At 68.4% G+C, this 26,041-nt stretch carries 25 protein-coding genes; 17 read left to right on the top strand and 8 right to left on the bottom strand.

The features are described 5' to 3' along the window. The first annotated feature begins 7 nt into the window (after positions 1-7). From secD to APY03_RS19635, 3 genes are all read left to right on the top strand, one after another. The gene (secD, locus tag APY03_RS19645) at positions 8-1,888 is read left to right on the top strand and encodes a protein translocase subunit SecD (RefSeq protein WP_068679257.1); all 1,881 of its coding nucleotides are present in this window, start codon (positions 8-10) and stop codon (positions 1,886-1,888) included. Positions 1,889-1,903: 15 nt separating this feature from the next. After that, complete coding sequence (secF, locus tag APY03_RS19640; protein WP_068679255.1) at positions 1,904-2,854, top strand: protein translocase subunit SecF; 951 nt, start codon at positions 1,904-1,906, stop codon at positions 2,852-2,854. A gap of 129 nt (positions 2,855-2,983) precedes the next feature. After that, complete coding sequence (locus tag APY03_RS19635) at positions 2,984-5,392, top strand: DUF1631 family protein (protein WP_068679253.1); 2,409 nt, start codon at positions 2,984-2,986, stop codon at positions 5,390-5,392. A gap of 9 nt (positions 5,393-5,401) precedes the next feature. Here the strand turns inward: APY03_RS19635 and APY03_RS19630 are convergent, their stop codons facing one another. The 3 genes from APY03_RS19630 to APY03_RS19620 all read right to left on the bottom strand — a co-directional run bounded on the left by APY03_RS19630 (position 5,402) and on the right by APY03_RS19620 (position 8,353). Next, positions 5,402-5,911 carry a DUF494 family protein gene (locus tag APY03_RS19630; protein WP_068679251.1) on the bottom strand — a complete coding sequence of 170 codons (510 nt, stop codon included), beginning with the start codon at positions 5,909-5,911 and terminating at the stop codon, positions 5,402-5,404. A gap of 65 nt (positions 5,912-5,976) precedes the next feature. After that, positions 5,977-7,113 carry a DNA-processing protein DprA gene (gene dprA, locus APY03_RS19625; RefSeq protein ID WP_068679249.1) on the bottom strand — a complete coding sequence of 379 codons (1,137 nt, stop codon included), beginning with the start codon at positions 7,111-7,113 and terminating at the stop codon, positions 5,977-5,979. Positions 7,114-7,132: 19 nt separating this feature from the next. Beyond that, positions 7,133-8,353 (bottom strand): LysM peptidoglycan-binding domain-containing protein, encoded by a 1,221-nt coding sequence (locus APY03_RS19620; RefSeq protein WP_068679247.1) that lies wholly within the window; start codon positions 8,351-8,353, stop codon positions 7,133-7,135. A 161-nt stretch (positions 8,354-8,514) separates the two neighbouring features. Between APY03_RS19620 and def the strand changes: the two genes are divergently transcribed. From def to APY03_RS19595, 5 genes are all read left to right on the top strand, one after another. Beyond that, a complete protein-coding gene (gene def, locus APY03_RS19615) occupies positions 8,515-9,048 on the top strand; it encodes a peptide deformylase (RefSeq protein WP_068679245.1) in 534 nt (177 codons plus the stop codon). Then, a complete protein-coding gene (locus tag APY03_RS19610; protein WP_068679243.1) occupies positions 9,045-9,551 on the top strand; it encodes a hypothetical protein in 507 nt (168 codons plus the stop codon). The genes def and APY03_RS19610 overlap by 4 nt, the downstream gene beginning before the upstream one ends. Positions 9,552-9,558: 7 nt before the next feature. Next, on the top strand, positions 9,559-10,512 hold the full coding sequence (gene fmt / locus APY03_RS19605; RefSeq protein WP_068679241.1) for a methionyl-tRNA formyltransferase: 954 nt from the start codon (positions 9,559-9,561) through the stop codon (positions 10,510-10,512). 88 nt (positions 10,513-10,600) lie between these two features. Further along, complete coding sequence (locus tag APY03_RS19600; RefSeq protein WP_068679239.1) at positions 10,601-11,341, top strand: AzlC family ABC transporter permease; 741 nt, start codon at positions 10,601-10,603, stop codon at positions 11,339-11,341. Further along, positions 11,338-11,688, top strand: coding sequence for an AzlD domain-containing protein (locus APY03_RS19595; protein WP_068679237.1), 351 nt, complete (start codon positions 11,338-11,340; stop codon positions 11,686-11,688). The genes APY03_RS19600 and APY03_RS19595 overlap by 4 nt, the downstream gene beginning before the upstream one ends. Before the next feature lie 99 nt (positions 11,689-11,787). On the opposite strand, the gene APY03_RS19590 is transcribed toward APY03_RS19595, so the two are convergent. Genes APY03_RS19590 through APY03_RS19580 form a run of 3 tightly spaced genes read right to left on the bottom strand, consistent with a single transcriptional unit; the run spans position 11,788 to position 15,109 of the window. Beyond that, the gene (locus APY03_RS19590) at positions 11,788-13,428 is read right to left on the bottom strand and encodes an FAD-dependent oxidoreductase (protein ID WP_068679235.1); all 1,641 of its coding nucleotides are present in this window, start codon (positions 13,426-13,428) and stop codon (positions 11,788-11,790) included. 8 nt (positions 13,429-13,436) lie between these two features. Then, positions 13,437-14,558: an alpha/beta hydrolase family protein gene (locus APY03_RS19585; RefSeq protein WP_068679233.1), complete on the bottom strand. Its 1,122-nt coding sequence runs from the start codon at positions 14,556-14,558 to the stop codon at positions 13,437-13,439. After that, positions 14,555-15,109 carry a VOC family protein gene (locus APY03_RS19580; protein WP_068679231.1) on the bottom strand — a complete coding sequence of 185 codons (555 nt, stop codon included), beginning with the start codon at positions 15,107-15,109 and terminating at the stop codon, positions 14,555-14,557. Before APY03_RS19580 ends, APY03_RS19585 begins: the two co-directional genes overlap by 4 nt. Before the next feature lie 90 nt (positions 15,110-15,199). On the opposite strand from APY03_RS19580, the gene APY03_RS19575 reads away from it, so the two are divergent. From APY03_RS19575 to APY03_RS19545, 7 genes are all read left to right on the top strand, one after another. Beyond that, on the top strand, positions 15,200-16,111 hold the full coding sequence (locus tag APY03_RS19575; protein WP_068679229.1) for a LysR family transcriptional regulator: 912 nt from the start codon (positions 15,200-15,202) through the stop codon (positions 16,109-16,111). A gap of 84 nt (positions 16,112-16,195) precedes the next feature. Continuing rightward, the gene (locus APY03_RS19570) at positions 16,196-17,389 is read left to right on the top strand and encodes a phosphoglycerate kinase (RefSeq protein WP_068679226.1); all 1,194 of its coding nucleotides are present in this window, start codon (positions 16,196-16,198) and stop codon (positions 17,387-17,389) included. Between the two features lie 97 nt (positions 17,390-17,486). Beyond that, the gene (gene pyk / locus APY03_RS19565) at positions 17,487-18,935 is read left to right on the top strand and encodes a pyruvate kinase (protein WP_068679224.1); all 1,449 of its coding nucleotides are present in this window, start codon (positions 17,487-17,489) and stop codon (positions 18,933-18,935) included. 100 nt (positions 18,936-19,035) lie between these two features. Continuing rightward, positions 19,036-20,100: a class II fructose-bisphosphate aldolase gene (gene fba / locus APY03_RS19560; RefSeq protein ID WP_068679222.1), complete on the top strand. Its 1,065-nt coding sequence runs from the start codon at positions 19,036-19,038 to the stop codon at positions 20,098-20,100. 171 nt (positions 20,101-20,271) lie between these two features. Then, a complete protein-coding gene (locus APY03_RS19555) occupies positions 20,272-21,177 on the top strand; it encodes a phosphoribosylaminoimidazolesuccinocarboxamide synthase (protein ID WP_068679220.1) in 906 nt (301 codons plus the stop codon). A gap of 124 nt (positions 21,178-21,301) precedes the next feature. Further along, positions 21,302-21,964, top strand: coding sequence for a helix-turn-helix transcriptional regulator (locus tag APY03_RS19550; protein ID WP_068679218.1), 663 nt, complete (start codon positions 21,302-21,304; stop codon positions 21,962-21,964). 75 nt (positions 21,965-22,039) lie between these two features. After that, the gene (locus APY03_RS19545; RefSeq protein ID WP_068679216.1) at positions 22,040-22,693 is read left to right on the top strand and encodes a Crp/Fnr family transcriptional regulator; all 654 of its coding nucleotides are present in this window, start codon (positions 22,040-22,042) and stop codon (positions 22,691-22,693) included. A gap of 13 nt (positions 22,694-22,706) precedes the next feature. Here the strand turns inward: APY03_RS19545 and APY03_RS19540 are convergent, their stop codons facing one another. Then, positions 22,707-23,147, bottom strand: a complete 441-nt coding sequence (locus APY03_RS19540) for an META domain-containing protein (protein WP_068679214.1) — start codon at positions 23,145-23,147, stop codon at positions 22,707-22,709. A 45-nt stretch (positions 23,148-23,192) separates the two neighbouring features. Beyond that, entirely contained in the window at positions 23,193-24,113 is a 921-nt protein-coding gene (locus APY03_RS19535) for a tetratricopeptide repeat protein (RefSeq protein WP_068679213.1), read from the bottom strand. Between the two features lie 36 nt (positions 24,114-24,149). Between APY03_RS19535 and purE the strand changes: the two genes are divergently transcribed. Next, a complete protein-coding gene (purE, locus tag APY03_RS19530) occupies positions 24,150-24,692 on the top strand; it encodes a 5-(carboxyamino)imidazole ribonucleotide mutase (RefSeq protein WP_068679211.1) in 543 nt (180 codons plus the stop codon). A 91-nt stretch (positions 24,693-24,783) separates the two neighbouring features. Next, positions 24,784-25,953 (top strand): 5-(carboxyamino)imidazole ribonucleotide synthase, encoded by a 1,170-nt coding sequence (locus tag APY03_RS19525; protein WP_068679209.1) that lies wholly within the window; start codon positions 24,784-24,786, stop codon positions 25,951-25,953. Positions 25,954-26,041: the final 88 nt, after the last annotated feature.

Below are 26,041 nucleotides of genomic sequence, written 5' to 3'. Positions count from 1 at the left end.
TGACTAGATGAACCGTTACCCGGTCTGGAAGTACGCGATCATCGTCGTCGTGCTGCTCGTGGGGCTGATCTATGCCCTGCCCAATTTCTTCGGCGAGGCGCCTGCGGTGCAGGTGTCCTCGGGCAAGTCAACCGTCAAGATCGACGCCGGGACCCAGGCCCGCGTGGCCGAGGCGCTGAAGACGGCCGGCCTCACACCGGACCTGATGACGCTCGACGCCAATTCGGTGCGGGCGCGCTTCGCCACCACCGACGACCAACTCAAGGCCCGCGACGTGCTGCAGCGCACGCTGGTGCCCGACCCGAGCGATCCGCCCTACATCGTGGCCCTCAACCTGGTGTCGCGCTCGCCCGCCTGGCTGACGGCGCTGCATGCCTATCCCATGTACCTTGGCCTGGATCTGCGCGGCGGCGTGGACTTCCTGCTGCAGGTCGACATGAAGGGCGCCATCGACAAGAAGGCAGAGTCCTTCGCCAACGACCTGCGCTCGGGCCTGCGCGACAAGAACGTCCGCGGCGCCGCGGTCACCCGCAATGGCCAGACCATCGAGGTGCGCTTCCGGGACGAAGCTGCGCTGGAGGCGGCCAAGGCGCTGATCCAGGATCAGTTTCCCGATCTTGCGGCCACCGATACCAAGGAGGGCAACGAGTGGAGGCTCACTGCCACCATCAAGCCGGAGGCGGCGCGCCGGCTGCAGGACGCGGCCCTCAAGCAGAACATCACTACGCTGCACAACCGCATCAACGAGCTCGGCGTGGCCGAGCCCGTGATCCAGCAGCAGGGGCTCGACCGCATCGTGGTGCAGTTGCCGGGCGTCCAGGACACGGCCAAGGCCAAGGACATCCTGGGCCGCACAGCCACCCTCGAGATGCGCCTGGTGGACGAGTCCGCCGAGGGCCGCGCGGCCGAGGCAGGCAGCGGTCCGGTGCCCTTCGGCTCCGAGAAATTCCTCGACCGCGAGGGCCGTACCGTCATCGTCAAGAAGCAGGTGCTGGTGACCGGCGAGAACCTCACAGATGCCCAGCCGGGCTTCGACTCCCAGACCCAGCAGCCCAAGGTCGACCTGACCATGGACGCCAAGGGCGGCCGGATCATGCGCGACGTCAGCCGCGAGAACTTCCGCAAGCGCATGGCCATGCTGATCTTCGAGAAGGGCAAGGGCGAGGTGCTCACGGCGCCTTCGATCAACGGTGAGCTTGGCAACCGCTTCCAGATCTCGGGCTCGATGAACGTGGTGGAAGCCAACGACCTGGCGTTGCTGCTGCGCGCCGGCTCGCTGGCCGCGCCGATGGAGATCATCCAGGAGCGCACCATCGGCCCCAGCCTGGGTGCCGACAACATCCAGAAGGGCTTCGACAGCGTGATGTACGGCTTCGCCGCGATCATGGTGTTCATGTGCGTCTACTACATGCTCTTCGGCCTGTTCTCGTCGATCGCGCTGGCCGTCAACCTGCTGCTGCTGGTAGCCATCCTCTCCATGCTGCAGGCCACGCTGACGCTGCCCGGCATCGCTGCCATGGCGCTGGCGATCGGCGTGGCCATCGACTCCAACGTGCTGATCAACGAGCGCGTTCGCGAGGAATTGCGCAACGGCGCCTCGCCTCAGGCGGCCATTCATGCTGGCTACGACCGCGCCTGGGGCACCATCCTCGATTCCAACGTCACCACCCTGATCGCCGGCATTGCGCTGCTGGCCTTCGGGTCCGGGCCGGTGCGCGGCTTCGCGGTGGTGCATTGCATCGGCATCGTCACGTCCATGTTCTCGGCCGTGTTCTTCTCGCGCGGCCTCGTGAATCTCTGGTATGGCCGCAAGAAGAAGCTCAAGAGCCTGTCCATCGGCACGGTGTGGAAGCCGGACGCCGACAAGGTCGCGGCCGGCGCCAAGTAAGGGAGCACTGAAACCATGGAGTTCTTCCGAATTCACCGCACGATCCCGTTCATGCGCTATGCGCTGGTGCTGAACGCGATCTCCGTCCTCACCTTCGTGCTGGCGGTCTTCTTCCTTTTCCACCGCGGGCTGCACCTGTCGGTGGAGTTCACCGGTGGCACCGTCATGGAGGTCGCCTACCAGCAGTCGGTAGACGTGGGCAAGGTGCGCGAGACCGTGGCCAAGCTCGGCTATCCCGACGTGCAGGTCCAGAACTACGGCACCTCGCGCGACATCCAGATTCGTCTGCCGGTGCAGAAGGGCCAGACCTCAGCCCAGCAAAGCGATCAGGTGATGGCGGGGCTGAAGGCGGTCGACCCCTCCGCCACCTTGCGCGGCAACGAATTCGTCGGTCCACAGGTGGGCGAGGAGCTCACCACCAACGGCCTCAAGGCATTGGGCATGGTGGTGGTCGGCATCATGATCTACCTGGCCTTCCGCTTCGAATGGAAGTTCGCGCTTGCCACCGTGCTGGCCAACCTGCACGACGTGATCATCATCCTGGGCTTCTTCGCCTTCTTCCAGTGGGAGTTCTCCCTGGCGGTGCTGGCGGCGGTGCTGGCGGTGCTGGGCTACTCGGTCAACGAGTCGGTCGTGATCTTCGACCGTGTGCGCGAGAATTTCCGACGCTACCGCAAGCTGACGACTCGCGAGGTGATCGACAACGCCATTACCTCCACCATCAGCCGCACCATCATCACCCACGGCTCCACGCAGCTGGTGGTGCTGTCGATGTTCTTCTTCGGTGGCCCGACGCTCCATTATTTCGCGCTGGCGCTGACCATCGGCATCCTTTTCGGCATCTACTCTTCCGCCTTTGTGGCGGCAGCGATCGCGATGTGGCTGGGCGTGAAGCGCGAGGACCTGGTCAAGACGACACCCAAGCAGGGCGATCCGGACGATCCGAACGCCGGCGCCACGGTGTGACCGACGCGGCCCCTGGTCGGGCAATTGCGATTCGGGTTGCCGAGATGCATCGGGTGCCCTTGTGCGGTTACGCTTCACGATGCAAGCTCGGACTTGCTGAATCGTTTCAATAGCGTCCTCGTCCCTCACATGATCTCGCGGTCACCCGCCTCCTCCCAGCAGCTCGCGCGCGAGACCCGCGAGCGTTTCGTGGCTGCCACGGAGGGGGCGATCGCGCCGATCGCTCTTGCGGTCCGCGAACGACTGGCGGCGCTGGCCGGAATGACGACCAGCGTGCGCGAGATGCAGCAGCACCGCGACGACTATCTGGCCTTCCAGGCTCAGGGCTCCAGCTGGGTGCCCATGTCGCAGGCCGCATGGCGCAAGGCGCTGGGTGGTGGCGTCCCGAGCGGCTCCACCGGTGGCCTGCGCCTGGAGCTGATCGGCGACGAGGTGGTGGAGACCAACATCCTGTCGTCGCGTCTGGCGCAGTCGATCCAGGACAAGGCCCAATTCGAGCTCAACGACCTGCGCCTGCGCATCCAGTTCCTGGAGGGAACCGCCGAGCTGGACGCAAAGGACGTGCTCAAGCCCGAGGCGCTGGCCCGCACCCTGGTCGACCAGTGGCTGGCCGCCGGATTGAGCCGCGAGACCTGGGCGCGCGTGCAGGATGTGGTGCAGCGGCGGCTGGTCGATGCCGTTGTCGCGGCCTACAAGGATGCCAATACCTTCCTGATTGAACGCGGCGTGATGCCCGAGATCGATCTCAAGAGCTTTGTCAAGCGAACCGGAAGCGCGGGCTCCAACAGCGTGCCGTTGGGCGGCTCCTTTGCGCGCCCGTCCCAGCCCGGCAGCGCCTCCTTCGGCATGGGCGGCGGCCAGGCGGTGCCGGGTGCTTTCGGCGCGCCGCCGGGCAGCTTCGCCCCGGCCGCGATCGGCGTGGGTGCGGGGCGCGGGTCGGGCACCGCGGGCGGCGACACCCTGGTCGCCACCGGCGGCTCCCCGCTGGTGCTGGCACGCCAGCGCGCACAAGGCGTGCTGCTCAACCTCAAGCGCTTCGTGACCGCTCGCATTGGCGGCGACCTGGGCCAGATGCGCATGCCGGGCGCTCAGGCTCCCGGTGCCGGCGCCCCAGGAGGCTCGGGTGTCCGTGGCGGTGGGGTCGGCCTGGCCGCGCCGGCCTTCGCCGCTGCGATCGCCGACGCCGAGGCCGCGTACCAGGCGATGGCGTCGCAGTACGTGGTCGGCGACGAGGCCACGGCCATGCACCAGACCGCGGCCGAGTTGCGCCGGCGCACCAGCGAACTCAAGAAGAAGGCGCCTACCACCGCCGACAAGGCCACGGTCGAGATCGTGGCGCTAATGTTCCAGGCCATCCTGGCCGAGGAGCGCATCCCATTTTCGGCGCGCGTCTGGTTCGCGCGCCTGCAGATGCCGGTGCTGCGTGTGGCGATCGCCGAGCCGGAGTTCTTCGGCACGCTGCAACACCCGGCGCGCATGCTGATCGACCGCATGGGCTCATGCGTGATGGGCTTCGACGCCGCCGCCATCTCGGGCAGTGCGCTGGAGGGCGAGATCCGGCGCGTCGTGCAGGTGATCGAGCAATACCCCGAGACCGGCCAGCGCGTGTTCAAGCTGGTGTTCGACGAATTCGTCGCCTTCCTCAACAAGTACCTGACGCAGAGCGACGCCACCCAGCGCGTGATGAGCGTGGCGCAGCAGGTCGAGCAGAAGGAGACGATGGCGATCCAGTACACCATCGAGTTGCGCAAGATGCTCAACGACATGCCGGTGCGCGAGGAGATCCGCGAGTTCCTGTTCAAGATCTGGGCCGAGGTGCTGGCGATCGCGGCGCTGCGATACGGCGCCCAGGACGAGAAGACCGTCACCCTCAAGCGCGCCGCCTCCGATCTGGTGTGGGCCGCCAGCGCCAAGCCCAACCGCAACGACCGCGCCCGCGTGATCCAGGACCTGCCCCAGCTGCTGCAGCGCCTGCGCCAGGGCATGAGCCTGCTGGGCATCGAGGGCGAGCCGCAGGAGGCGCAGATCAAGATCATCGGCTCGACGCTTTCCGATGCCTTCCTGTCCAAGACCGAGGCCATTCCGCCAGCCAAGATCGAGGCGATGGCCAAGCGCCTGGCCAACCTCGAGGACTTCGTCACCGATGAGGGTGACGCCACCGACCTGCCGCTGGATGCAGCCAGCATCGAGCTGCTGCTGGGCGTGGACGCTGCCTCGCTCGAAGTCGTGCCCGATACCGGCACCAAGGTCGGCGAGGACATGCTCCAGTGGGCTCACGAGTTGCAGGTCGGTACCTGGTTCATGCTCGACCACAATGATCGGGTGAGCCAGGTCCAGTTCGTCTGGCGCAGCGAGCGCAAGCAATTGCACCTGTTCGCCTCCAGCGACGGGCGCAGCTTCCTGATCCAGGTAGGGCGGCTGGCTTCCTACCTGCAGGCCGGGCTGCTGGTGCCGGCCGAGGAAGAGACGCTCACCGTGCGCGCCACGCGCGAAGCGCTGGCCAAGCTGGACGCGAATCCGGAACGCCTCTTGAATTGAGACCGGCGCTCAATGCGCGACGCGGTTTACCGTGTCGTCGCAGAGCTCGTCCAGCACGAGGGCATCGGGTTCGACGCCGGTGCTCCAGTGCACCATCAGCACGATGATCTTGAGCTCGCCGAGCTCCAGCGGATCGCCTGTCGTGGCCATGGCGCGATCGATCACGATCTCGCGCAGTCCGGCCGGAAGCACGCCCGCGGACTCGAGGAAGCTGATGAAGCCCAGGCACTCGGCGCCCAGGTGTTCCTGCTCGGCCATCGAGTAGATGCGCATCGAGCCAGGCGATTCGGGCATCGCAGCCGGGCCTTCCAGGCTCACCGTGGCGCTGGTGCCCTCGGCATGAAGGGTGAGCTGGATTCCCTGGGTGGCGAGGCTCAGGCCATCGAGCCAATGCAGGGCATCGCGGATCTCCTGGGGGTCGAAGCCCTGGGCGCTCAGCTTTCGGCCCAGTTGCTCGGCTTCGGGACAGGCATCGCCGCGCCAGTAGTTTTCGTACACGTACACGAGCACTTCGAACATGGGGCCAATATAGCCCAGGTCGGCGTCCGCGCGGTTGCGTTGACCGTATGCGACGCCGGAAGCGATCAGCCTCGGGCGACCCGCTGGAACAGGCCGCCGGGCATCCGGGCCACGTTGCCGCCGAGCTCCAGCTCCAGCAAGAGCGCCTGCAGGATGGCAACAGGGTGCCCGGTGCGCGCGCACAGCGCATCCAGGCTTGCCGGGTCATAGCCCATAGCCTGCAACAGGCTCCCCGCGGGCGCGGTTGCCTCTTCTTCCTGCGGCGGCGCGGCCGGCGCGGGGGACACATCGAAGCGCAGCTCCTCGAGCACGTCGCCGACCGTCTCGACCAGCTTGGCTCCCTGCCGGATGAGGGCATGGCAGCCGCGCGACTGCGGTGAATGGATGGAACCCGGGATGGCGAATACCTCCCTGCCCTGTTCACTCGCGAGCCGCGCGGTGATCAGCGAGCCGGACTGCAGCGCCGCCTCCACCACCAGCGTGCCGCGCGAGAGGCCGGCGATGATGCGGTTGCGCTTCGGGAAGTTCTGGTTGAGCGGCGGCGTGCCCAGGGGGAACTCGCTCACGATCAGCCCCCGCTCGGCGATGCGCTGCGCCAGCGCGTGGTGCCGCGCAGGGTAGACGCGGTCCAGCCCGGTACCGACCACCGCCACCGTCGCCGGCCAGAGCGGATTGATGGGGGCGTCCAGCGCGCCCTCGTGCGCCGCGCCGTCGATGCCGAGCGCCAGCCCAGACACCACCGCGATGCCGGCCTCGCCGAAAGCGCGCGCAAAGGCCCGTGCATTCGAGGTTCCCTGCGCCGTGGGATTGCGGCTGCCCACCATCGCGATGCTGCGCGACAGCTGCGCGAGATTGAGCGGCGCCGGCCCGATCAGGTACAGCACCAGAGGCGGATCGGCCATCTCGAGCAGCGAGGACGGATAGGCAGGATCGCCCAGCGTGAGGATGCGGTGCGTCGCGCCCGGCGGCCCGTTGCCCCCGAGCCACTCCAGGGTGCGGTCGAGCAGCGCGCCGAGCTCGGCCGGCGTATCGAGCAGCGCACTGGCCTGGGCCTCGGTCACGATCTGCCGGAGCGCCGCGGCGGGTTGGGCAAAGACTTGCGCGGGCAGGCCGAAGGCCGCGAGCAGCTTGCGCGCGGCCGTGTTGCCGATGCCCGCCGTCAGCGTGAGCCGCAGCCAGCCCGCGAGTTCGTCTCGTTCCACGCGAGGGCGGGGCGCCGGGTCAGGGGTTGATGAGCAGGTCGCCGATGCGCGGCGCGTCGTTGATCTCGAGCACCAACGCATACGAGACCCGCTCGAAGGGACGGAACACCATCAGGAGGCCGATGCGCTCGTTCGGCAGCTTCAGCGTCTCCTTGACGGCGCCGGTCTTGTCGATGATGGTGTCGCCGTTCTTGAGGATGGCCAGCACATGGCCGTTCTCGATGCCGTCGATGGTGCCCTTGTTGATGGCCACCACTTGGTTCTGGGCCGCGAACTGCACTGCGTTGCCGTAGACCGAGACAATGCGGCCGTCGGGAATAGTGTGCGCTGGGGCGCGCGGCACGTAGCTCAGCAGCTGGCGCGGTGGCTCGGGGAGCAGGCGGTCGCCGGCGCGGATCTCCTCGCGGGCCGCGACGATGTCGATGCTGGCCGGCACTGGGTACACGACCTCCTTGCCCTCCACCTCTTCCTTGACGCTTGATTCGCCGCGCTGCAGCTGGGCCTTGCCCACATATTGCGCCTCGTAGCCGAGGATCTCGCCCGTGCCCGGGTCCTTCAGCGGCGTTGCGTTGCGGAACACGCGGTAGGTGCGGATCGGGCCGGACTCTTCCATCAACGGGGCGTTGGGTTCGCCGCGCGCGTAGGCCCGGTCGCCGCGCGCCAGCACCACGCGGCTGTCATTGCCCGCCACGATACGTGGCGCGGTTGCCAGCGTCTCGGCGTCGACCACCACCGGCTCGGCCAGGAATGGCTCGATTGCGCTGGGATTCAGCGTGGGCAACGCCATGTCCGACAGCGACTCGTAGCGCGTGCGTGGCGAGAGCTTGATGGTGCCGCCCTCGGCCATGCCGCTGCCGCCGCGGCGCAGCGCCAGCCGCGCTCGGCCGCCGCTCTTGTCAAGGTAAAGCACCTGGCCGGGGTAGATGCGGTGCGGGTTCTGGATCTCGCCCATGTTCATGCCCCACAGCTCTGGCCAGCGCCAGGGGCTGCGCAGGTAAAGGCGGGAGATGCCCCACAGCGTGTCGCGCGGCTTGACCGTGTACTCGTCGGGCGCGTTCGGTGCCAGCTCGGACAGCGGCACGCCGGCCTGTGCCGCTTGCTGCGCCGTCGCACGCTGTTGCGGCGTGACGGGGTAGCTCTGCGCCTGGGCTGTCGTCGCGCCCAGGCCGGACATGGTGATCGCCGCCAGCGTGGCGATGAGGTTCGGACGCAGGCTGTGGTTCATGCGATGTTTCTTCATGGTCGGATGGTGTGCGCGCACGGGGCCAGGAGGGCGTACGAATACTCACAATTTGAAACCAATTTTGCGCTCAAGCCCTTGATCGGGCAACGTTTATCAAGTCGCGGAGCCTCCGGGCGTCGCGGAAATGGCGAAAATAACGACAATTTTTCCTCCCGTTCATGGCCAAAAGAAACATCCTGAGCTATCCCGATCCGCGCCTCCACAAGGTTGCCAAGCCGGTGCAGGGAGTCGATGCACGCATCAAGACCCTGGTCGGCGACATGCTCGAAACCATGTACGACGCCAACGGCATCGGCTTGGCAGCCACCCAGGTCGACGTGCATGAACGTCTGGTGGTGATCGACGTGTCCGAGGAGCGTAACGAGCCTCTGGTTTTGATCAACCCGGAGATCGTCTGGGCCAGTGATGAAAAAGTCCTCAATGAAGAGGGTTGCCTTTCGGTGCCCGGCATCTACGACGGCGTGGAGCGTTCCACCGCTGTGCGCGTCGCTGCGCTCGATGCCGAGGGCGAGCCCCGCACCATCGAGGCCGAGGGCCTGCTGGCCGTCTGCATCCAGCATGAGCTCGACCACCTGCTGGGCAAGGTGTTCGTCGAATATCTTTCGCCCCTGAAGCGCAACCGCATCAAGAGCAAGCTCCTCAAGCAGCAGCGCGAGGACCAGCGCCTCGATGAGCGGGAAGGCCGGCGTTGACCTTGGCCCTGCGCACCGCACCGGCTGCGCTCCTTGCGACGGCGCTGCTGGCCGGCTGCGCCGGCGAGCCGACGCGCCTGGCCATGGGCAGCTCGCGCGAGCAGGCGCTGCGCGAGCTCGGCGCACCGAGCGCCGTCTATTCGCTGTCCGGCGGTGGCGAGCGGCTGCAATATTCGCGTGCGCCGGCCGGCTTCGAGGTCAACAACGTCGATCTCGATGCCAGCGGGCACGTGGTCTCGGTGCGGCAGGAACTCGACGAGCGCCTGTTCGATCGCACCATCCAGCCCCGCGTCGGACGCTGGCGCGAGGCCGACGTGCTGCGCACCTACGGCCGGCCCCTCGAGATCACGCAGGTGAGCTCCTTCGACGGCCACATCTGGACTTGGCGCTACAAGTGGCAGAACACGCCGCGGCTGCTCTACATCTACTTCGATCCCGCCGGCGTGGTGCAGCGCTACCACACGGGCGACGACCTGATGCTCGAGTTGCTGGCGCCGCTGTGAGGGTCGCATGAGGATCGCATTCGCGGGCACGCCCGAGTTCGCCCGCGTCGCGCTGGAGGCGATCGCCGCGGCTGGCTTCGAGATCGTGCTGGTGCTGACGCAGCCCGACCGCCCCGCGGGCCGCGGCATGAAGCTGCAGGCCTCGCCGGTCAAGCAGTTCGCGGCAGCCCGCGGCTGGCCGGTGGCGCAGCCGCGCAGTCTCCGGCTGGATGGCAAGTACCCGGAGGACGCGGCCGCGGCGCGCGCCGCGATCCTCGATGCCAGGCTCGACGCGATGGTGGTCGCGGCCTACGGCCTGATCCTGCCGCAATGGGTGCTCGACGCGCCCCGGCTGGGCTGCCTCAACATCCATGCCAGCCTGTTGCCGCGCTGGCGCGGGGCCGCGCCGATCCATCGCGCCATCGAGGCCGGTGATGCGCAGACCGGCGTCACCATCATGCAGATGGATGCCGGGCTCGACACCGGCGACATGCTGCTGCGCGAATCGCTCGCGATCGGCGACGGCAGCACCGCGCAATTGCACGACCGGCTGGCCGGGCTCGGCGGCCGGTTGATCGTGGACGCGCTGAAGCAGGCCGAGGCCGGAACGCTGCGCCCCGAACCCCAGCCCGACGAAGGCGTGAGCTACGCGCACAAGGTCGAGAAGCAGGAGGCGCAGATCGATTGGAGAACGCACGACGCGGCCGCCATCGTGCGCCGCATCCGTGCCTTCGACCCGTTTCCCGGGGCCAGCAGCACGCTGGATGGCGAGACGCTCAAGCTCTGGGCGGCGCAGGTCCGGTTGGACCCGCCGGGACAGCCGCCGGGAACGGTGCTGGCGGTCGGCCCTGCGGGCGTCGCGGTGGCGGCTCGGGACGCCGTCGTGGTCCTCACGGAACTGCAGCGCCCGGGCGGCAAGCGCCTGGCGGTGGCCGACTTCCTGCGCGGCTTCGAGCTGAAGCCGGGGCAGGTCTTCGGCTGATGGACTGCCCCCACGCTCATCACTGCGTGTATTCGCTGCCCCCGGAGGGGACGCAGGCCTCCCTCGGGGCAGCCCCGCGGAAGTCCTGATGTTCTTTCTTTCCTCCATCCGCCGCCTCCCCGAGTTCCGCCAGGGCGCGCTCGACATGTCCTCGGTTGCCCTGGGCACCGGTGCCTGGGGCCTGATGACCGGCGTGGCGATGGTCAAGGCAGGCATGAGCGTCTTCGAATCGGTGGCGATGACGCTGCTGGTCTATGCCGGCAGCTCGCAGCTGGCCGCCATCCCGCTGCTGATCGCCGGCGCCCCGGCCTGGGTCATCCTGGCCACCGGATTCTGCGTCAACCTGCGCTTCGTGGTGTTCAGCCTGCACCTGCGGCCCTACCTGATGCACATGCCGCGCTGGCGCCGCATGACGCACGGCTTTCTCACGGCCGACATGACCTACGCCTTCTTCACCCGGCAGTACGCGAAGCCGCCCGCCAATGCGGTCGAAGAGCGTGCGCAGGAGGCCTATCTGGCGGGCAACTACTGCGTGGTCTGGTGTTCGTGGATGGGCATGAGCATCACCGGCGTCCTGCTGGCGAACCTGATTCCGCAGAGCTGGGGTCTGGGTTTCGCCGGCGTGCTCTGCCTCGTTGCGGTGGTCTGCTCGATGGCGACCACGCGGCTGCGCATCCTGGCGGCCCTGATTGCCGGCGCCACTGCCGTCGCCGCGTACGCCCTGCCGCTCAAGCTCAACATCGTCGCGGCCATCGGCGTGGCGGTGCTGCTGTGCTTCTGGCTGGAAAGGCAGTTCGGGCTCGACCCCGACGCGGAGGACGACAAATGACCTTGGGCGCCGGAGGCACCACCGACCCCTGGACCCTGGCCGTGATCGTAGGCCTGGCCTGCGTGACTGTGCTCACGCGCTGCTTCTTCTTCATCCTCGACCGTCCCTGGGGCCTGCCGGATTGGGCGCACCGCGCTCTGCACTACGCGCCGATCGCGGCGCTTGCGGCGGTGATCATTCCCGAGATCGTCATGACGCAGGGTCACCTGATCTCGACCTGGCAAGACGCGCGGCTGTACGGCGCGGCGGCCGGCGCCGCCTACTTCTTCTGGCGGGGCGGCGTGCTGGGCACGATGCTGGCGGGCATGGCGGTCTATCTCCCGCTGCACCTCATGCTGCGCTGGTAGCGCGGCCGCCGACCGTGCGCGGACGTCAGTGCGCGTGAAGTCACCGGGCAAAGGAGACCTGCGTGCTCACCCTGCACTGCCGGCTTCGCGTGCGGCGCTTCAGTCGTGAGCCAGGGCAGTGTGAATGGCCGCGGCGAGGGCCGCCGGCGTGGGGTCGCGCAACACCGCGGCGCGGTAGGCGTCGGGACGGACCAGACAGAGGCTTCCCGGGGCGTCCGCGCCGAGGTGCTTCGCGAGCGCCTCGGTGGGCTCGAGCGTGGGCAGGCCGCCGTCGCCGCCGATGGCGACAAGCCGCAGCGGCAGCGAGACCGCCGTGTCCGCCACCGCCCGCACCTGCTCCTGCGTCGGCGCGAACCACAGCCCGAGGCAGTGCGTGCCTTCGGCCAGCAGTTGCATCAGGGTGCAGGGCTGGCCGTCGCGCCAGCGCAGCGGCAGGTTCTGGACGCTGCGCCCGCCCTCGGGCAGGTGCGGTCCGGCCGGATAATCGTTGGCCACCGACATGCGTCCGGTGTTGACCAGCGCGCGTGCAAATGGATGCTGGGAGGCCAATGCCATTACCGCGCGGCGCATGGTGTGCTCGGCGGGCGTTCGCGGCGCAAGGAAGCGCGCGGTGCGGCTGGTGACCTGCAGGTTCTGCGCCGCGGCGGGCCGGCGCTCGGCGTCGTAGGTGTCGAGCAGGGCCTCGCCCGCGCGTCCCTGCGTGACCAGCGCCAGCTTCCAGCCGAGGTTGGCCGCGTCCTGGATACCGCTGTTGCCGCCGCGTGCGCCGAAGGGGCTCACCACATGCGCCGAATCGCCGATGAAGAACAGGCGCCCGTGGCGGAAGCGCTCGAGCAGGTGGTCGCGGTAGCCGTAGGGCCCGATCCAGACGAACTCGAACTCCACGCCGGGCCCGAGCTGCTCGCGCAGCCGCGCGCCTGCGACTTCCGGCTTGCTGATGTGCGCCGGATCGCAACCCTCGGGCATCTGGTAGTCGATACGCCAGACGCCGTCGGCCATCAAGTGCTGCCAGACCGCGCGGCCTTCGTTGAAGGGTGCATCCACCCAGGTCCAGCGCTCCACCGGCAGCGGCTTCTTGAAGCGCACGTCGCTGATGCACCAGCGGTCAGTGCTGCGCGAGGCGTGGGCCTCGAGCCCCAGCTGCGTGCGGATCGGGCTGTTGGCGCCGGTCGCGTCGATCAGCCAGTCGGCTTCGATCGCGTAGCTGCCAGCCGGCGTCTCGACCTCGAGGCGAACGCCGTCATCGCCCGGCACAACGTGCGTCACGCGGTTCTTCCATCGCAGGTCGACACCGCCCAGCTCCAGGATGCGGTCTACCAGGAACCACTCGACGTAGAACTGCTGCAGGTTGATGAAGGGCGGCTGCGCCGAGACGCTGCTGGCCTGCAGGTTGAAGTTGTAGACCTCGGTATTGCCTGAGAAGGTGCGCCCGAAGGACCACGTGATGCCCTTGTCCGCGATGCGCTGGTAGATGCCCAGCCGCTCGAAGATCTCCAGGCTCTTCTGCGCATGGCAGATGCCGCGCGAGGACGCGCCGCGCACGCCCACCGTGTCGTCCTCGTCGAGCAGCAGGGCTCGCACGCCGCGCTGCGCGAGGTCGCACGCGAGCGTCAGGCCGGCTGGGCCCGCACCGACGATGACGATCGGGTGGCGCTGGACCGCATCGCTGTCCAGCTCGGGCGGCGGGACGAAAGGCCAGCGCGGCAGCTCGTACTCGGGTGCGAAGCGGAACTCCTCCATTGCTGTCCTCACAGTGCGCGCGCCCACTGCGCGATCGCATCGGCAGCGCGGCGCACCAGCTCGGGTTGGCCCGAGAGGTAGTGGTTGCCGCCGGGGATGTCGACATTGCGGATGCGGTCGCCGCCCGCATTCATCCATGCATCGCGCGTGCTCGGGAATGTGGACTGATCGGCCGTGTAGGTCAGCAGCAGCTTGGGCACGCGGGTGCGTGCCAGGTTCGACGGCCCGTCGGCTTGCGAGCGCGCGGACCATTGCGAGAGAAAGGCCGTCAGCGAAGTCGTGCGGCCCATCGCGTTGGCTGAATAGTTGACCTGCCGCGCATCGCCCCAGACGCTGCCCGGGGCGCGGTCGTTGGCGTCGATCGAGAGGTCGACGCAGCGAGGATCGGCATGCGTGCGGTAGACGACGAAGGCCTGGTCGCGCGGCGCGCCCGGCGTGCTGCGCAACACGCGCAGGCGCTCCAGCGCCCAGGCTTCGAGCCGGTCGAGGCGCGCCTTCTGCGCGGCGCTGAAGCGCGCGAGGAACTCGGCGGCGTAAGGCACCCGATGGCGCGCGTCGTACATGTCGAGTGCGGGATCGACGGAGAGCGGGTCGTGCTCGTCCGTGACGGACGGGTCGATCCAGTCGCGCATCAGCTTCGAGCGGCCCTGGTGCGCCGCGCACAGCGCAATGCCATCGGCCGGTGGCAGGTCGTCCGGGTGCAGGTGCGTGGGATCGCCATCGGGAAAGTGGTGGGCCGTCAGCTGCTCGGCCTGCGCCTGGTAGAAGCTCGCGAGCGCCGCGCCGCCCGAGTTGCCGATCAGAACCACCTTTTCGTAGCCCAGGCCGCGCAGGAACTGAACGCCCGCGCCCAGGTCCTGGATCGCACGCTCCATCAGCAGCACCGTGTCGTTGCCCATGTAGCGCGAGTTCAGGCCCATGCAGCAGATCCCGCGCTCGGCCAGCGGGCCGATCAGGTAGTGCCCCATGAAGTTGCTGGTGGGGTGCATCACCAACGCCGCGATCTTCTTCGGGCCGGCGGGCGTGCGGTAGGCGCCGTAGATGCGCGGGCGCAGCATCTGCAGGCCCGACTGGCTTTCCATCGCCGCGCCCGGCTTCACGTCGATGACTGCGAGCTGCAGATCCGTCATGCTGCCGCCTTTGCACGCCATTCGGCCTTGCGGAGCGTCCACGCGTCGAGCTCGGCGCGGGCGCGCCGTGCATGTGCCTCCATCTCGGCCTGCGGCACGGTCGGCGTGGTCAGCTCCACGCGGATGCCGTTGGGGTCGAAGAAGTAGATCGACTGGATGATGTGGTGGTCGGTCACGCCCAGCACCTCGACGCCGGCGGCCTCCAGCCGCGCCTTGGCGGCCAGCAGGTCGGCCACCGAATCGACGCGCAGGGCGATGTGGTTGACCCAGGCCGGCGTGTTGGGCGAGGGCAGCGCGGCCACGTCGTCGCCCAGGTCGAAGAAGGCGATGTACGAGCCGTCGCGCATCTGGAAGAAGATGTGGACGTAGGGGCAGTACTCGCCGGTGCTCGGCACATGGTCGCTCTTGATCACGTGCGCCAGCGGCAGGCCCAGCAGGTCCTCGTAGAAGCGGCGCGTCTCCTCGCTGTCGCGGCAGCGCCAGGCGAAGTGGTGCAGGCCGCGCACGGGCACGGGAGCAGGGGCGAGCGGCACTGTCTCGGCAGGGGGCATGGCTTGTCTCCGTGGGGAAGAGGCCGGATTGGGCCCTTTTTCTTCTTATGATTCAATCGAAATAAATTCATCGATTGATGAAACAAGGCCATGAATCTGACCCTGCGCCAGCTGCGCGCCTTCGACGCCGTGGCCGAGACCGGCAGCTTCACCGCCGCGGCCGCGCGCCTGCACCTCACGCAGTCGGCGCTGAGCGTGTTGGTGCGCGAACTGGAGCGCGAGATGGGCGTGCAGCTTTTCGATCGGCACACGCGGCGCGTGCTGCTGTCGGAGGTCGGCCGCGCCTTCCAGCCCTCTGTGCAGCGCGTGCTGGGTGACCTTGCCGGCGCGGTGGCCGGCGTGACCGAGCTGCGCGACCAGAAGCGCGGCCTGCTGCGGCTGGCCGCGCCGCAGCTGATGGCCTGCACGCTGATGCCACGCGTGATCGCAGCCTACCGCGAGCGCCATCCGGGCATTGACGTGCGGCTGGTCGATACGCTGCCCGAGCACCTGCTGGCCGGGCTGGCATCGGGCGAGGCGGAGCTCGCGGTGGGCCAGGACGTGGAGGTGGATGCCGCGGCTGTCGAGCGCCGTCCCCTGTTCCGCGATCGCCACTGGCTGATCTGCCCGCAGGACCACGCGTTCGCGCGCCGGCGCCAGGTCCGCTGGAGCGAGCTCGGCCCCTACACCTTCATTGCGCCCACGCGCGACTTCCGCCAGCGCGTGCTGCCCGAGCTGGAGGCCGACGCGCGCGCCTTCCTGATGCGGGCCTCGACGCAGGAGGTGTCCTACATGACGACCGCACTGGGCATGGTGGCGTCGGGCCTGGGCCTGACGGTCTGCCCGACCTACTCGGCCTCGCTGGTGCAGGCCCACGGGCTGCGGATGGTCAAGCTCGACCGGCCGGACTTCCATCGCGAGGTCTGCGTCTACGCGGCGGCGCGTCGCTCGCTGTCGCCTGCGGCAGCGGGCTTCGTCCGGATCCTGGAGCGCTTCGTGCAAGAGCCCGGGCTGTCGCGCTGATACAAGCCGCCGCGCAGCCAAACCTACAATGGCCTTTCGCCTGTTTTCGAGGCACCTTCCCCGCTTCCATCTCCTTCCCTACCCATGAACGTCCTTCGATTCACCGATCTCGTCGCGCAAGGCAAAGTCGCAGGCCAGCGCGTCTTCATCCGAGCCGACCTCAACGTGCCGCAGGACGATGCCGGCAACATCACCGAGGACACGCGCATCCGCGCCTCGGTGCCTTGCATCCGCCAGGCGCTGGATGCAGGCGCCGCGGTGATGGTCACCTCCCACCTCGGCCGCCCGACCGAGGGCCAGTTCAAGCCCGAGGATTCGCTGGCGCCGGTCGCCAAACGCCTGGGCGAGCTGCTGGGCCGCGAGGTGCCGCTGGTGCCGGACTGGGTCGACGGCGTGCAGGTCGCGCCGGGGCAGGTCGTGCTGCTGGAGAACTGCCGTCTCAACAAGGGCGAGAAGAAGAACGACGAGGCGCTGGCCCGCAAGCTGGCCGCGCTGACCGACATCTACGTCAATGACGCCTTCGGCACGGCGCACCGCGCGGAGGCCACGACCTACGGCATCGCCCAGTTCGCGAAGATCGCCTGCGCGGGCCCGCTGCTGGCGGCCGAGATCGACGCCATCACCAAGGCCCTGGCGCAGCCCAAGCGGCCGCTGGTGGCGATCGTCGCGGGCTCCAAGGTCAGCACCAAGCTCACCATCCTCGAGAGCCTCGCCGACAAGGTCGACCAGTTGATCGTGGGCGGCGGCATTGCCAACACCTTCATGCTGGCGTCCGGCCTTCCGATCGGGAAGTCGCTGGCGGAGCCCGACCTGCAGGACCAGGCCAAGGCCGTGATCGACGCCATGCGCGCACGCGGCGCCGCGGTGCCGATTCCGGTCGACGTGGTCACCGCCAAGACCTTCTCCGCTGATGCGCCCGCCACGGTGAAGGACGCGAACGCGGTGGCCGAGGACGACCTGATCCTGGACATCGGCCCCAAGACCGCCGAGATCCTGGCGGCGCAGTTGCGCGAGGCCGGGACCATCGTCTGGAACGGCCCGGTGGGCGTGTTCGAGTTCGACGCCTTCTCCAAGGGAACGGAAGCCATCGCGCGTGCCATCGCCGACAGCAGCGCCTTCTCGATCGCCGGCGGCGGCGACACGCTGGCTGCGATCGCCAAGTACGGCATCGAAGACCAGGTTGGCTACATCTCGACCGGGGGCGGCGCCTTCCTCGAGGTGCTCGAGGGCAAGACCCTGCCGGCTTTCGAGATCCTGGAGAAGCGGGCGGCTGCTTGAGTCCGGCGCGCGGCGCGGCGGACGTCGCGGCCCGGGGGACTATCGCCGGCGCCGCAAAGTGTATACAGTATCGAATACAAATCGGAGACCCCGCAGCATGAGCACGACCCGCCTTCCCCGCCACGCCACCAAGATCGTCGCCACGCTCGGTCCGGCCTCGAGCACGCCCGAATTGCTAGAGCAGATGATCCACCACAAGGTCAGCGTGGTGCGGCTCAACTTCAGCCACGGAACGGCGCAGGACCACATCGGCCGCGCCGCCATGGTGCGCCAGGCGGCGCGCAATGCGGGCCGCGAGGTGGCGATCATGGCCGACCTGCAGGGCCCGAAGATCCGGGTTGGCAAGTTTGCGGAGGGCAAGGTCTGGCTGGAGCCGGGGGCCAGGTTCGTGCTCGACGGCGCGCGCACCGAGCTGGGCGACATCGCCGCCGTGGGCCTGGACTACAAGGACCTGCCGCGCGACGTGAAGCCGGGCGACAGCCTGCTGTTGAACGACGGCCTCATCGTCCTCACCGTCGATGCCGTCAAGAGCGAATCGGTGCATACCACGGTGCGCCTGGGCGGTGAACTCTCCAACAACAAGGGCATCAACAAGCAGGGCGGCGGGCTCACGGCGCCGGCGCTGACGGCCAAGGACATGGAGGACATCAAGACCGCCATGAGTTTCCAGGCCGACTACGTGGCCGTGAGCTTCCCCAAGAACGCGACCGACATGGAGATGGCGCGCCAGCTGTGCAACGTGGCGGCGGCCGAGTTCGGCCACAAGCCGGGGCTGATCGCCAAGATCGAGCGCGCGGAGGCGATCCCCAAGCTCGAGGAAATCCTGCGCGCCAGCGACGGGATCATGGTCGCGCGCGGCGACCTCGCTGTCGAGGTCGGCAACGCCGCGGTTCCGGCGCTGCAGAAGAAAATGATCCGCATGGCGCGCGAGATGGACAAGGTGGTCATCACCGCCACCCAGATGATGGAGTCGATGATCAGCAACCCGGTGCCGACACGCGCGGAGGTCAGCGACGTCGCCAATGCGGTGCTCGACGGCACCGACGCGGTGATGCTCTCGGCCGAGACCGCTTCGGGCCGCTACCCGCTGGAGACCGTGCAGGAAATGAGCCGGATCTGCGAGGCCGCCGAAGCCGCCGAGGATCTGCATCTGGATGCGGACTTCAGCGGGCAGACCTACAGCCGCATCGACCAGTCGATTGCCATGGGCGCTCTCTTCACCGCGCACCACCTCGGCGCCAAGGCGATCGTGGCGTTGACCGAGTCCGGCTCCACCCCGCTGTGGATGAGCCGGCACCGGGCCCACATCCCGATGTACGCGCTGACCTCGCGCCTGGCCACCCAGCGCAAGATGGCGCTCTACCGCAACGTGCGTCCGCTGCTGATGGATGCCGAAAGCGACCGCGACACTGCGCTGCTGCAGGCCGAGGCCCACCTGAAGAAGCGCGGCATCGTGCAGACCGGCGACATCTACGCCATCACCTGCGGCGAGCCCATGGGCGCGCCGGGCGGCACCAACATGCTCAAGATCTGCAGAGTAGGTTGAAGCGCAGCGTCGCGGAAGACGCGTCGGAGCCGTCCGACAGGGGCGCTCAGTAGAATCGCGGTAGTTTTTTGTTCTTAATTTTCCCCGCGAGGTACACCCCATGGCACTTGTCTCGATGCGCGAACTGCTCGACCACGCTGCGGCCAACGGCTACGGCATTCCGGCCTTCAACGTCAACAACCTGGAACAGGTGCAGGCCGTCATGGAAGCGGCCAAGGAGACCGGCGCACCGGTGATCCTGCAGGCCAGCGCCGGCGCGCGCAAGTATGCGGGCGAGCCCTTCATCAAGCACCTGATCCTCGCAGCGATCGAGGCCTACCCGGACGTCCCGCTGGTGATGCACCAGGACCACGGCCAGAGTCCCGACGTGTGCCAGGGCGCCATCAACCTGGGCTTCTCCTCGGTGATGATGGATGGTTCGCTCGAAGCCGACGGCAAGACCATCGCCAGCTATGACTACAACGTCGATGTCACGCGCAAAGTGGTCGACATGGCCCACAAGGTCGGCGTGACCGTCGAAGGCGAACTGGGCTGCCTGGGCTCGCTCGAGACCATGAAGGGCGACAAGGAGGACGGCCATGGCACCGATGCGACGATGACGCGCGAGCAACTGCTGACCGACCCGGAGCAGGCCGCCGACTTCGTCAAGAAGACGCAGCTCGATGCGCTCGCCATCGCCATCGGCACCAGCCACGGCGCCTACAAGTTCACCCGCAAGCCCACGGGCGACATCCTGGCGATCGACCGCATCAAGGAAATCCATCGCCGCATTCCCAATACCCACCTGGTGATGCACGGCTCGTCCTCCGTGCCGCAGGACCTGCTGGCCATCATTCGCCAGTACGGCGGCAACATGAAGGAAACCTACGGCGTGCCGGTCGAGGAGATCCAGGAAGCCATCAAGTACGGCGTGCGCAAGATCAACATCGACACCGACATCCGCCTGGCCATGACCGGCGCCGTGCGCAAGTTCATGGCCGAGAACCCCGAGAAGTTCGACGCCCGCGAATGGCTCAAGCCCGCGCGCGAGGCCGCCAAGCAGATCTGCAAGCAGCGCTACATCGAATTCGGCTGCGAGGGCCAGGGGCCCAAGATCAAGGGCGACACGCTGCAGGTGGTGGCCGCCAAGTACGCCAAGGGCGAGCTCGCGCAAGAAGTCGTCTGAGCGCTTCGCTTTCCTGCCGAAGCCACCCTCGCGGTGGCTTTTTTCATCGCCGGGCCGCCCCAAGATGAAAACCCCCCGGGGGCAGCGACCACACGAAGTGAGGGAGCGTGGGGGCCATTTTTCACGCGCACAATCTCGGTCGTCCCCGTTTCCGCCGTTCCACCATCCGCCATGACCACCGTCCACACTTCCTCCATCCAGAGCCTGCCCCTGCTTGCGCGCGGCAAGGTGCGCGACAACTACGCGGTCGGCGAGGACCGCATCCTGATGGTGGCCAGCGACCGCCTCTCGGCCTTCGACGTGATCATGGGCGAGCCGATCCCGGGCAAGGGCGTGATCCTGACGAAAATGGCGCTGTGGTGGTTCGACCGGCTGGGCCACCTGTGCCCCAACCACCTGACTGGCGAGGCGCCCGAGAGCGTCGTGACCGCCGCCGAGGTGCCGCAGGTGCGCGACCGCTCGATGCTCGTCAAGCGCCTCAAGCCCATTCCCGTCGAGGCGGTGGTGCGCGGCTACCTCGCGGGCAGCGGCTGGAAGGAATACCAGGAGAGCCGTTCCGTCTGCGGCGTGCCCCTGCCGGAGGGCCTGGGCAACGCCAGCAAGCTGCCTCAGCCGATCTTCACGCCTGCGGCCAAGGCGGCGGCGGGCGCGCACGACGAGAACATCAGCTACGAGCGCGTGGTCGAGGTGGTCGGTCCCGCGCTCGCGCAGCAGATCCGCGAAACCAGCATCGCCATCTACGAGACGGCTGCCGCCATCGCGCTGACCAAGGGCATGATCATTGCGGACACCAAGTTCGAGTTCGGCCTCGACGAGGCCGGCACGCTGGTGCTGATGGACGAGGTGCTGACCCCCGACAGCTCGCGCTACTGGCCGGTCGAGGGCTACCAGGCCGCGCTCGCCGCGGGCGCCAACCCGCCAAGCTACGACAAGCAGTTCGTGCGCGACTGGCTGGAGGGCGTCAAGGTCAACGGCAAGCCCTGGGACAAGACGCCTCCGGCGCCGCGCCTGCCCGCCGAGGTGATCGAGAAAACGGCGGCCAAGTACCGCGAAGCGCTGGACCGGCTGACCGGCTGACCGGCTGGGGGCGGTCGGCTCCCGGATCAGGTGAATAAGTCACAAATCCGTGGGCAATAGTCACCGCACGGCGAAGCCACCATTTCGCACACTTGTCCTCATTCCAACGGATGAGGAAAGTGCCATGAACCCGACCATTGCCGAACTGACCGCCCCCCAGGACGAAGCCCGCGCCGGAGCCCCGGCATCCGATGCGCTGCAGGCCGCCCTGCTGGCGCGCGCGCTCGACGAGATCGACCACGGCCTGCTGCTCGTCGATCTGGGCGGCCGCGTCCTGCATGCCAACCAGCCCGCGCGACGCGAACTGGCGAGCGGCCGCGCGCTGCGGGCGGTCGACGGCCTGCTCTGCGCGACGCTGCCCGCTTCGCAGGCCAAGCTGCGCCAGGCGCTGAAGGACGCGGAGCGCGACTGCCGCAGCATCGTGGAGCTCGACCCCGAGGGCGAGACGCTCTCGCTGGCCTTCGTGCCGCTGGCGCATGGCAGCGCGAGGGTCGACGCAGTGCTGATCATCTGCAGCCGGCGCTCCAACTGCGAGACGCTCACGGTGCAGATGTTCGCCCGTGCCAAGCGGCTGACGCCGGCGGAGCAGGCCGTGTTGACCCAGCTGTGCGCGGGCCGCGGCGCCCAGGAGATCGCCTGCGAGCAGGGCATCCGGGTTTCCACCGTGCGCACCCACATCAAGAACGTGCGGCAGAAGACCGGCCGCGGCAGCGTGCGCGAGATCGTCCGCGAGCTGTCGCGCATGCCCCAGATCGTGTCGTCGCTGCGGCTCGCCGGGCAGGGCTGAACGGCGGCGCGCGCCGCGCCTTGCCCGTCGCGCCGGTGATCGCATCGCAGAGGATGCGGGCCGTATAGTCCGCGCATGCCGCCGACGCCTGCTGCACCCCGCGCCGACCCCCTCGCCGAACTGCCGCCGCCGCTCCAGAAGCTCGCCGCACTCGGCGTGCAGCGCCGCTACCGGGCCCACGCCATGCTCATCGAGGAGGGCGACCAGGGCGGCGCCGTCTACATCGTGCTCTCGGGCCAGCTGCGCGCCTTCGTCTCCGATGCGCGGGGGCGCGAGGTGACCCTGGGCCTGCACGGGCCGGGCGAGTATGTGGGCGAGATGTCGCTCGACGGCGGGCCACGCTCGGCCAGCGTTCAGGCCGTGCGGCCGACGCTGTGCGTGGTGGTGACGCGCGAGACCATGCTCCGGCATCTGGCGCTCGACCCGGAACTGGCGCGCGAGCTCATCATGCGGCTGATCCGGCGCGCAAGACTGGCCACCGAGAGCGCCAGGAGCATGGCCTTGCTCGATGTGTACAGCCGCCTGCGGGCGCTGCTGGAGGACCGATCGCAGCCGCAGCCTGACGGCACCCTGCAGATGGAGCGGCTGACCCACCATGCCATAGCCAGCGAAATCGGATGCTCGCGCGAGATGGTGAGCCGTTTGCTGAAGGACCTGGAGAGCGGCGGCTACGTGGCGGTGCTCGGGCGGCGGCTGGTCGTGCTCAAACCCCTGCCGGCGAAATGGTGAGCAGGGCGGTGGGTCAACGTGTTCCGCCGTTGCTCAAGGTCGCGACCGTTCGCCCGCTCGCATCCAGCAGCGAGAGCCTCGACATCCCCTGCAGCCGGTAGCTTGCCGTGGCCTGCAGCGCGGCGAAGAACTGGGTCTCGTTGATGGTGCTTGCCTCGTTGGGGCAGGCCATGCGCGTCGCGCCCAGCTGTCGCACCCTGAGCGTGCTGCCGCTGCGCTCGTAGGTGCCGGTGACGCGGTTGCAACCGCCCGAGCCGGTCACCCTTCCGCTGCTCCGGTCGAATTGGATCTGGGCGTTGCGCCGCGGATCACTGCTCGGCTCGATCAGCTCGCTGCCGAGCTGCTCCAGCTGCCAGACCGGCCCTTCGATCGGCTCGTCGAGGTTGATGCCGCTGCCGCAGCCGCTCGCCAGCAGGGATGCGCAGAGGGCTGTCGTCAAGAAGAGGAAGCGCATGGCCGGACTTTCCTTTGCAACATGTCGTGACTGCTGGTCTGCGATTCAGCTCAGCACCACGCTGCTGAGCCGGCGCCGATACGTTGCCACCGTCGGATCGTCCGGCGGGATCTGGCCGTCCGCCACCTTGGGCCTGGGCGGCTCGATGATCTCGAGGATCGCGATGTAAGTCTTGCGCGCCAGCTCCTCGTTCCAGTTCTTGTCGCGCATCAGGATGTCCAGCAGCTCGTCCATTGCCTCGGTCCAGCGCTGCGCGGTCATCAGCAGGCGCGCCCGGTCGAAGCGGGCCTGGAAGTCGCGCTTGCTGGTGGCGATACGCGCCTCGGCATCGGCGAGCGTCGGCGCAGCACCCGTGGCCGGCGTTGCGAAGTCGATCGCATCCATCCAGCGCTGCAGGGCGTCGAGTCGGCGCACCGCCGGCGCCTTGGCGATCACCGGTGCGAAGGCCACCTTGGCATCGTCGATGCGGCCTTCCTGGAGCAGCAGCTTGATGTAGTCGAAGCGCGCGTCATCGTTGGACGGATCGGTGGCGACCGCATGCTGCAGCCGTTCGAGCGCGCCCTGGGTGTCGCCCTCGGCCAGGGCGTCCTGCGCGGCCTCTTCGTGCTCGGCGGCCTCGAGCTCGTCCGCCCCAGGCACATGCTTGTCGAGGAAGGCGCGGATCTGGTCGGCGGGAATGGCACCGACGAAGCCGTCGATCGGCTGGCCGTCCTTGAACATCACGCAGAACGGGATGCTGCGCACGCCGAACATCTGGCTGAGCTGCTGGGAAATCTGCGGCACCTTGTCGGCGTCGAGCTTGGCCAGCGTGAAACGCCCGCCATACTCGGCCTCCAGCCTTTCGAGCACCGGCCCGAGTTGCTTGCAGGGGCCGCACCACTCGGCCCAGATGTCGAGCAGCACCGGGGTGGTCATCGAGCCGTCGATCAGCTCGGTCTGGAAGTTTTCGAGGGTGATGTCGATCATCGCGGGAAGCTGAGGGTGAAACGTAAAATTGAAACCATGAAGCAAGGCATACAGGTCGGCGTGGTGATGGGCTCGAGCTCCGATTGGGAGACGATGCGCAACGCGGTCGAGATTCTCCAGCAATTCGGCATCGCCCACGATGCGCGGGTGGTCTCCGCCCACCGAATGCCCGACGAACTGTTTGCCTACGCCGAGAACGCTGCCGCGCACGGCCTGGCGGCAATCATCGCCGGCGCCGGCGGAGCGGCCCACCTGCCCGGCATGCTGGCGGCCAAGACCACGGTCCCGGTGCTGGGCGTGCCGGTGGCGAGCCGGCACCTGCAGGGCGTGGATTCGCTGTACAGCATCGTGCAGATGCCCAAGGGCGTGCCGGTCGCCACCTTCGCCATCGGCAACGCCGGCGCGGCCAACGCCGCCTTGTTCGCGGTCGCGATGCTGGCCGTGGGCGACCCGGCGCTTCGCGAGCGGCTCGATGCCTTCCGCGCCAGGCAGACCGAAGCCGCGCAATCGATGACGCTGCCGCCGCCCGATGCGCCGGCCGTGTCCCCCTTCTCTCCCCAAGGTGGAGGAGCGCTGTGAGCGCCGCCCTGCCGCCCGGAGGCGTTCGCCCCCTCCTTGGGGCCGGAATGCGCGAACTCCACGAATCGACGAGCCTGGGGGAGGTAGCCTTATGACCGCCGTTTTGCCCGGCTCCACGCTCGGCGTGGTGGGCGGCGGCCAGCTCGGCCGCATGTTCGTGCATGCCGCCCAGCGCATGGGCTATCTCACCGCGGTGTTGGACCCGGATGCGGACAGCCCCGCCGGCCGCGTGAGCCATCATCACATCCACACCGACTACGCCGACGTCGATGGCCTCGCGCGGCTCGCCGGCCTGGCCGATGCCATCACCACCGAGTTCGAGAACGTGCCGGCCGCCTCGCTGGAGCACCTCGCGGTGGCCCGGCCCGTGCGGCCCGGCGCCACCGCCGTGTCCATTGCGCAGGACCGCGTGCGCGAGAAGAGCCACTTCGTCGGCTGCGGCGTGGACTGCGCGCCCTATGCAGTCATCGAGTCCGCCGAGCAGGTCGCGCTCGTGCCCCCCAACCTGCTCCCGGGCATCCTCAAGACCGCGCGCCTCGGCTACGACGGCAAGGGCCAGCAGCGTGTCGACTCCCGCGAGGAACTGGCCGCCGCCTGGCACCGCGCCGGCCAGGTGCCCTGCGTGCTCGAGAAGCTGCTGCCGCTGGACTTCGAGTGCTCGGTCATTGTCGCGCGGGGGCACGATGGCCAGATCGTGCACTTCCCGCCGCAGCGCAACCTGCACCGCGGCGGCATCCTCGCTGTGACCGAGGTGCATGCGAACAACATCCCCGAGTCGGCCGCGCGGCTGTCGATAGAGTCCGCCGTTGCCATCGCGGAAGGCCTGCAATACGTGGGCGTGCTGTGCGTCGAGTTCTTCGTGCTGGCCGACGGGTCCCTGGTCGTCAACGAGATGGCGCCTCGCCCGCACAACAGCGGCCACTGGACCCTGGATGCCTGCGACGTTTCGCAGTTCGAGCTGCAGGTGCGCACCCTGGCCGGCCTGCCGCTCAATCCGCCGCGCCAGCACAGTCCCGCGCTGATGCTGAACCTGCTGGGCGACCTCTGGTTCCCGGAGGACGAACCCAAGGCCATCCAGCCGCGCTGGGCCGACGTGCTGGCGCTGCCGGGCGCGCACCTGCACCTCTATGGCAAGGCCGAGGCGCGCCGCGGCCGCAAGATGGGCCATCTCACCATCACCGGCGACGACATCGAGGCGATCCGCAGCACGGCCGATTTCGCAGCCGCGCTGCTCGGGCTGCCGATTCCTCTCTCCGAATAAGCCGACATGCGCCCCGACGCTCATCACTTCATGTATTCGCTGCCCCCGGAGGGGGCGCAGTCCGCCCTTGGGGCGGCCCGGCGGGCGG

The sequence above is a fragment of the Variovorax sp. WDL1 genome (assembly GCF_001541225.1).
In the GTDB taxonomy this organism is placed as follows: domain Bacteria; phylum Pseudomonadota; class Gammaproteobacteria; order Burkholderiales; family Burkholderiaceae_C; genus Variovorax.
Note: the sequence above shows the minus strand (reverse complement) of the source record. Positions and strands in the feature narration are given on the sequence as shown.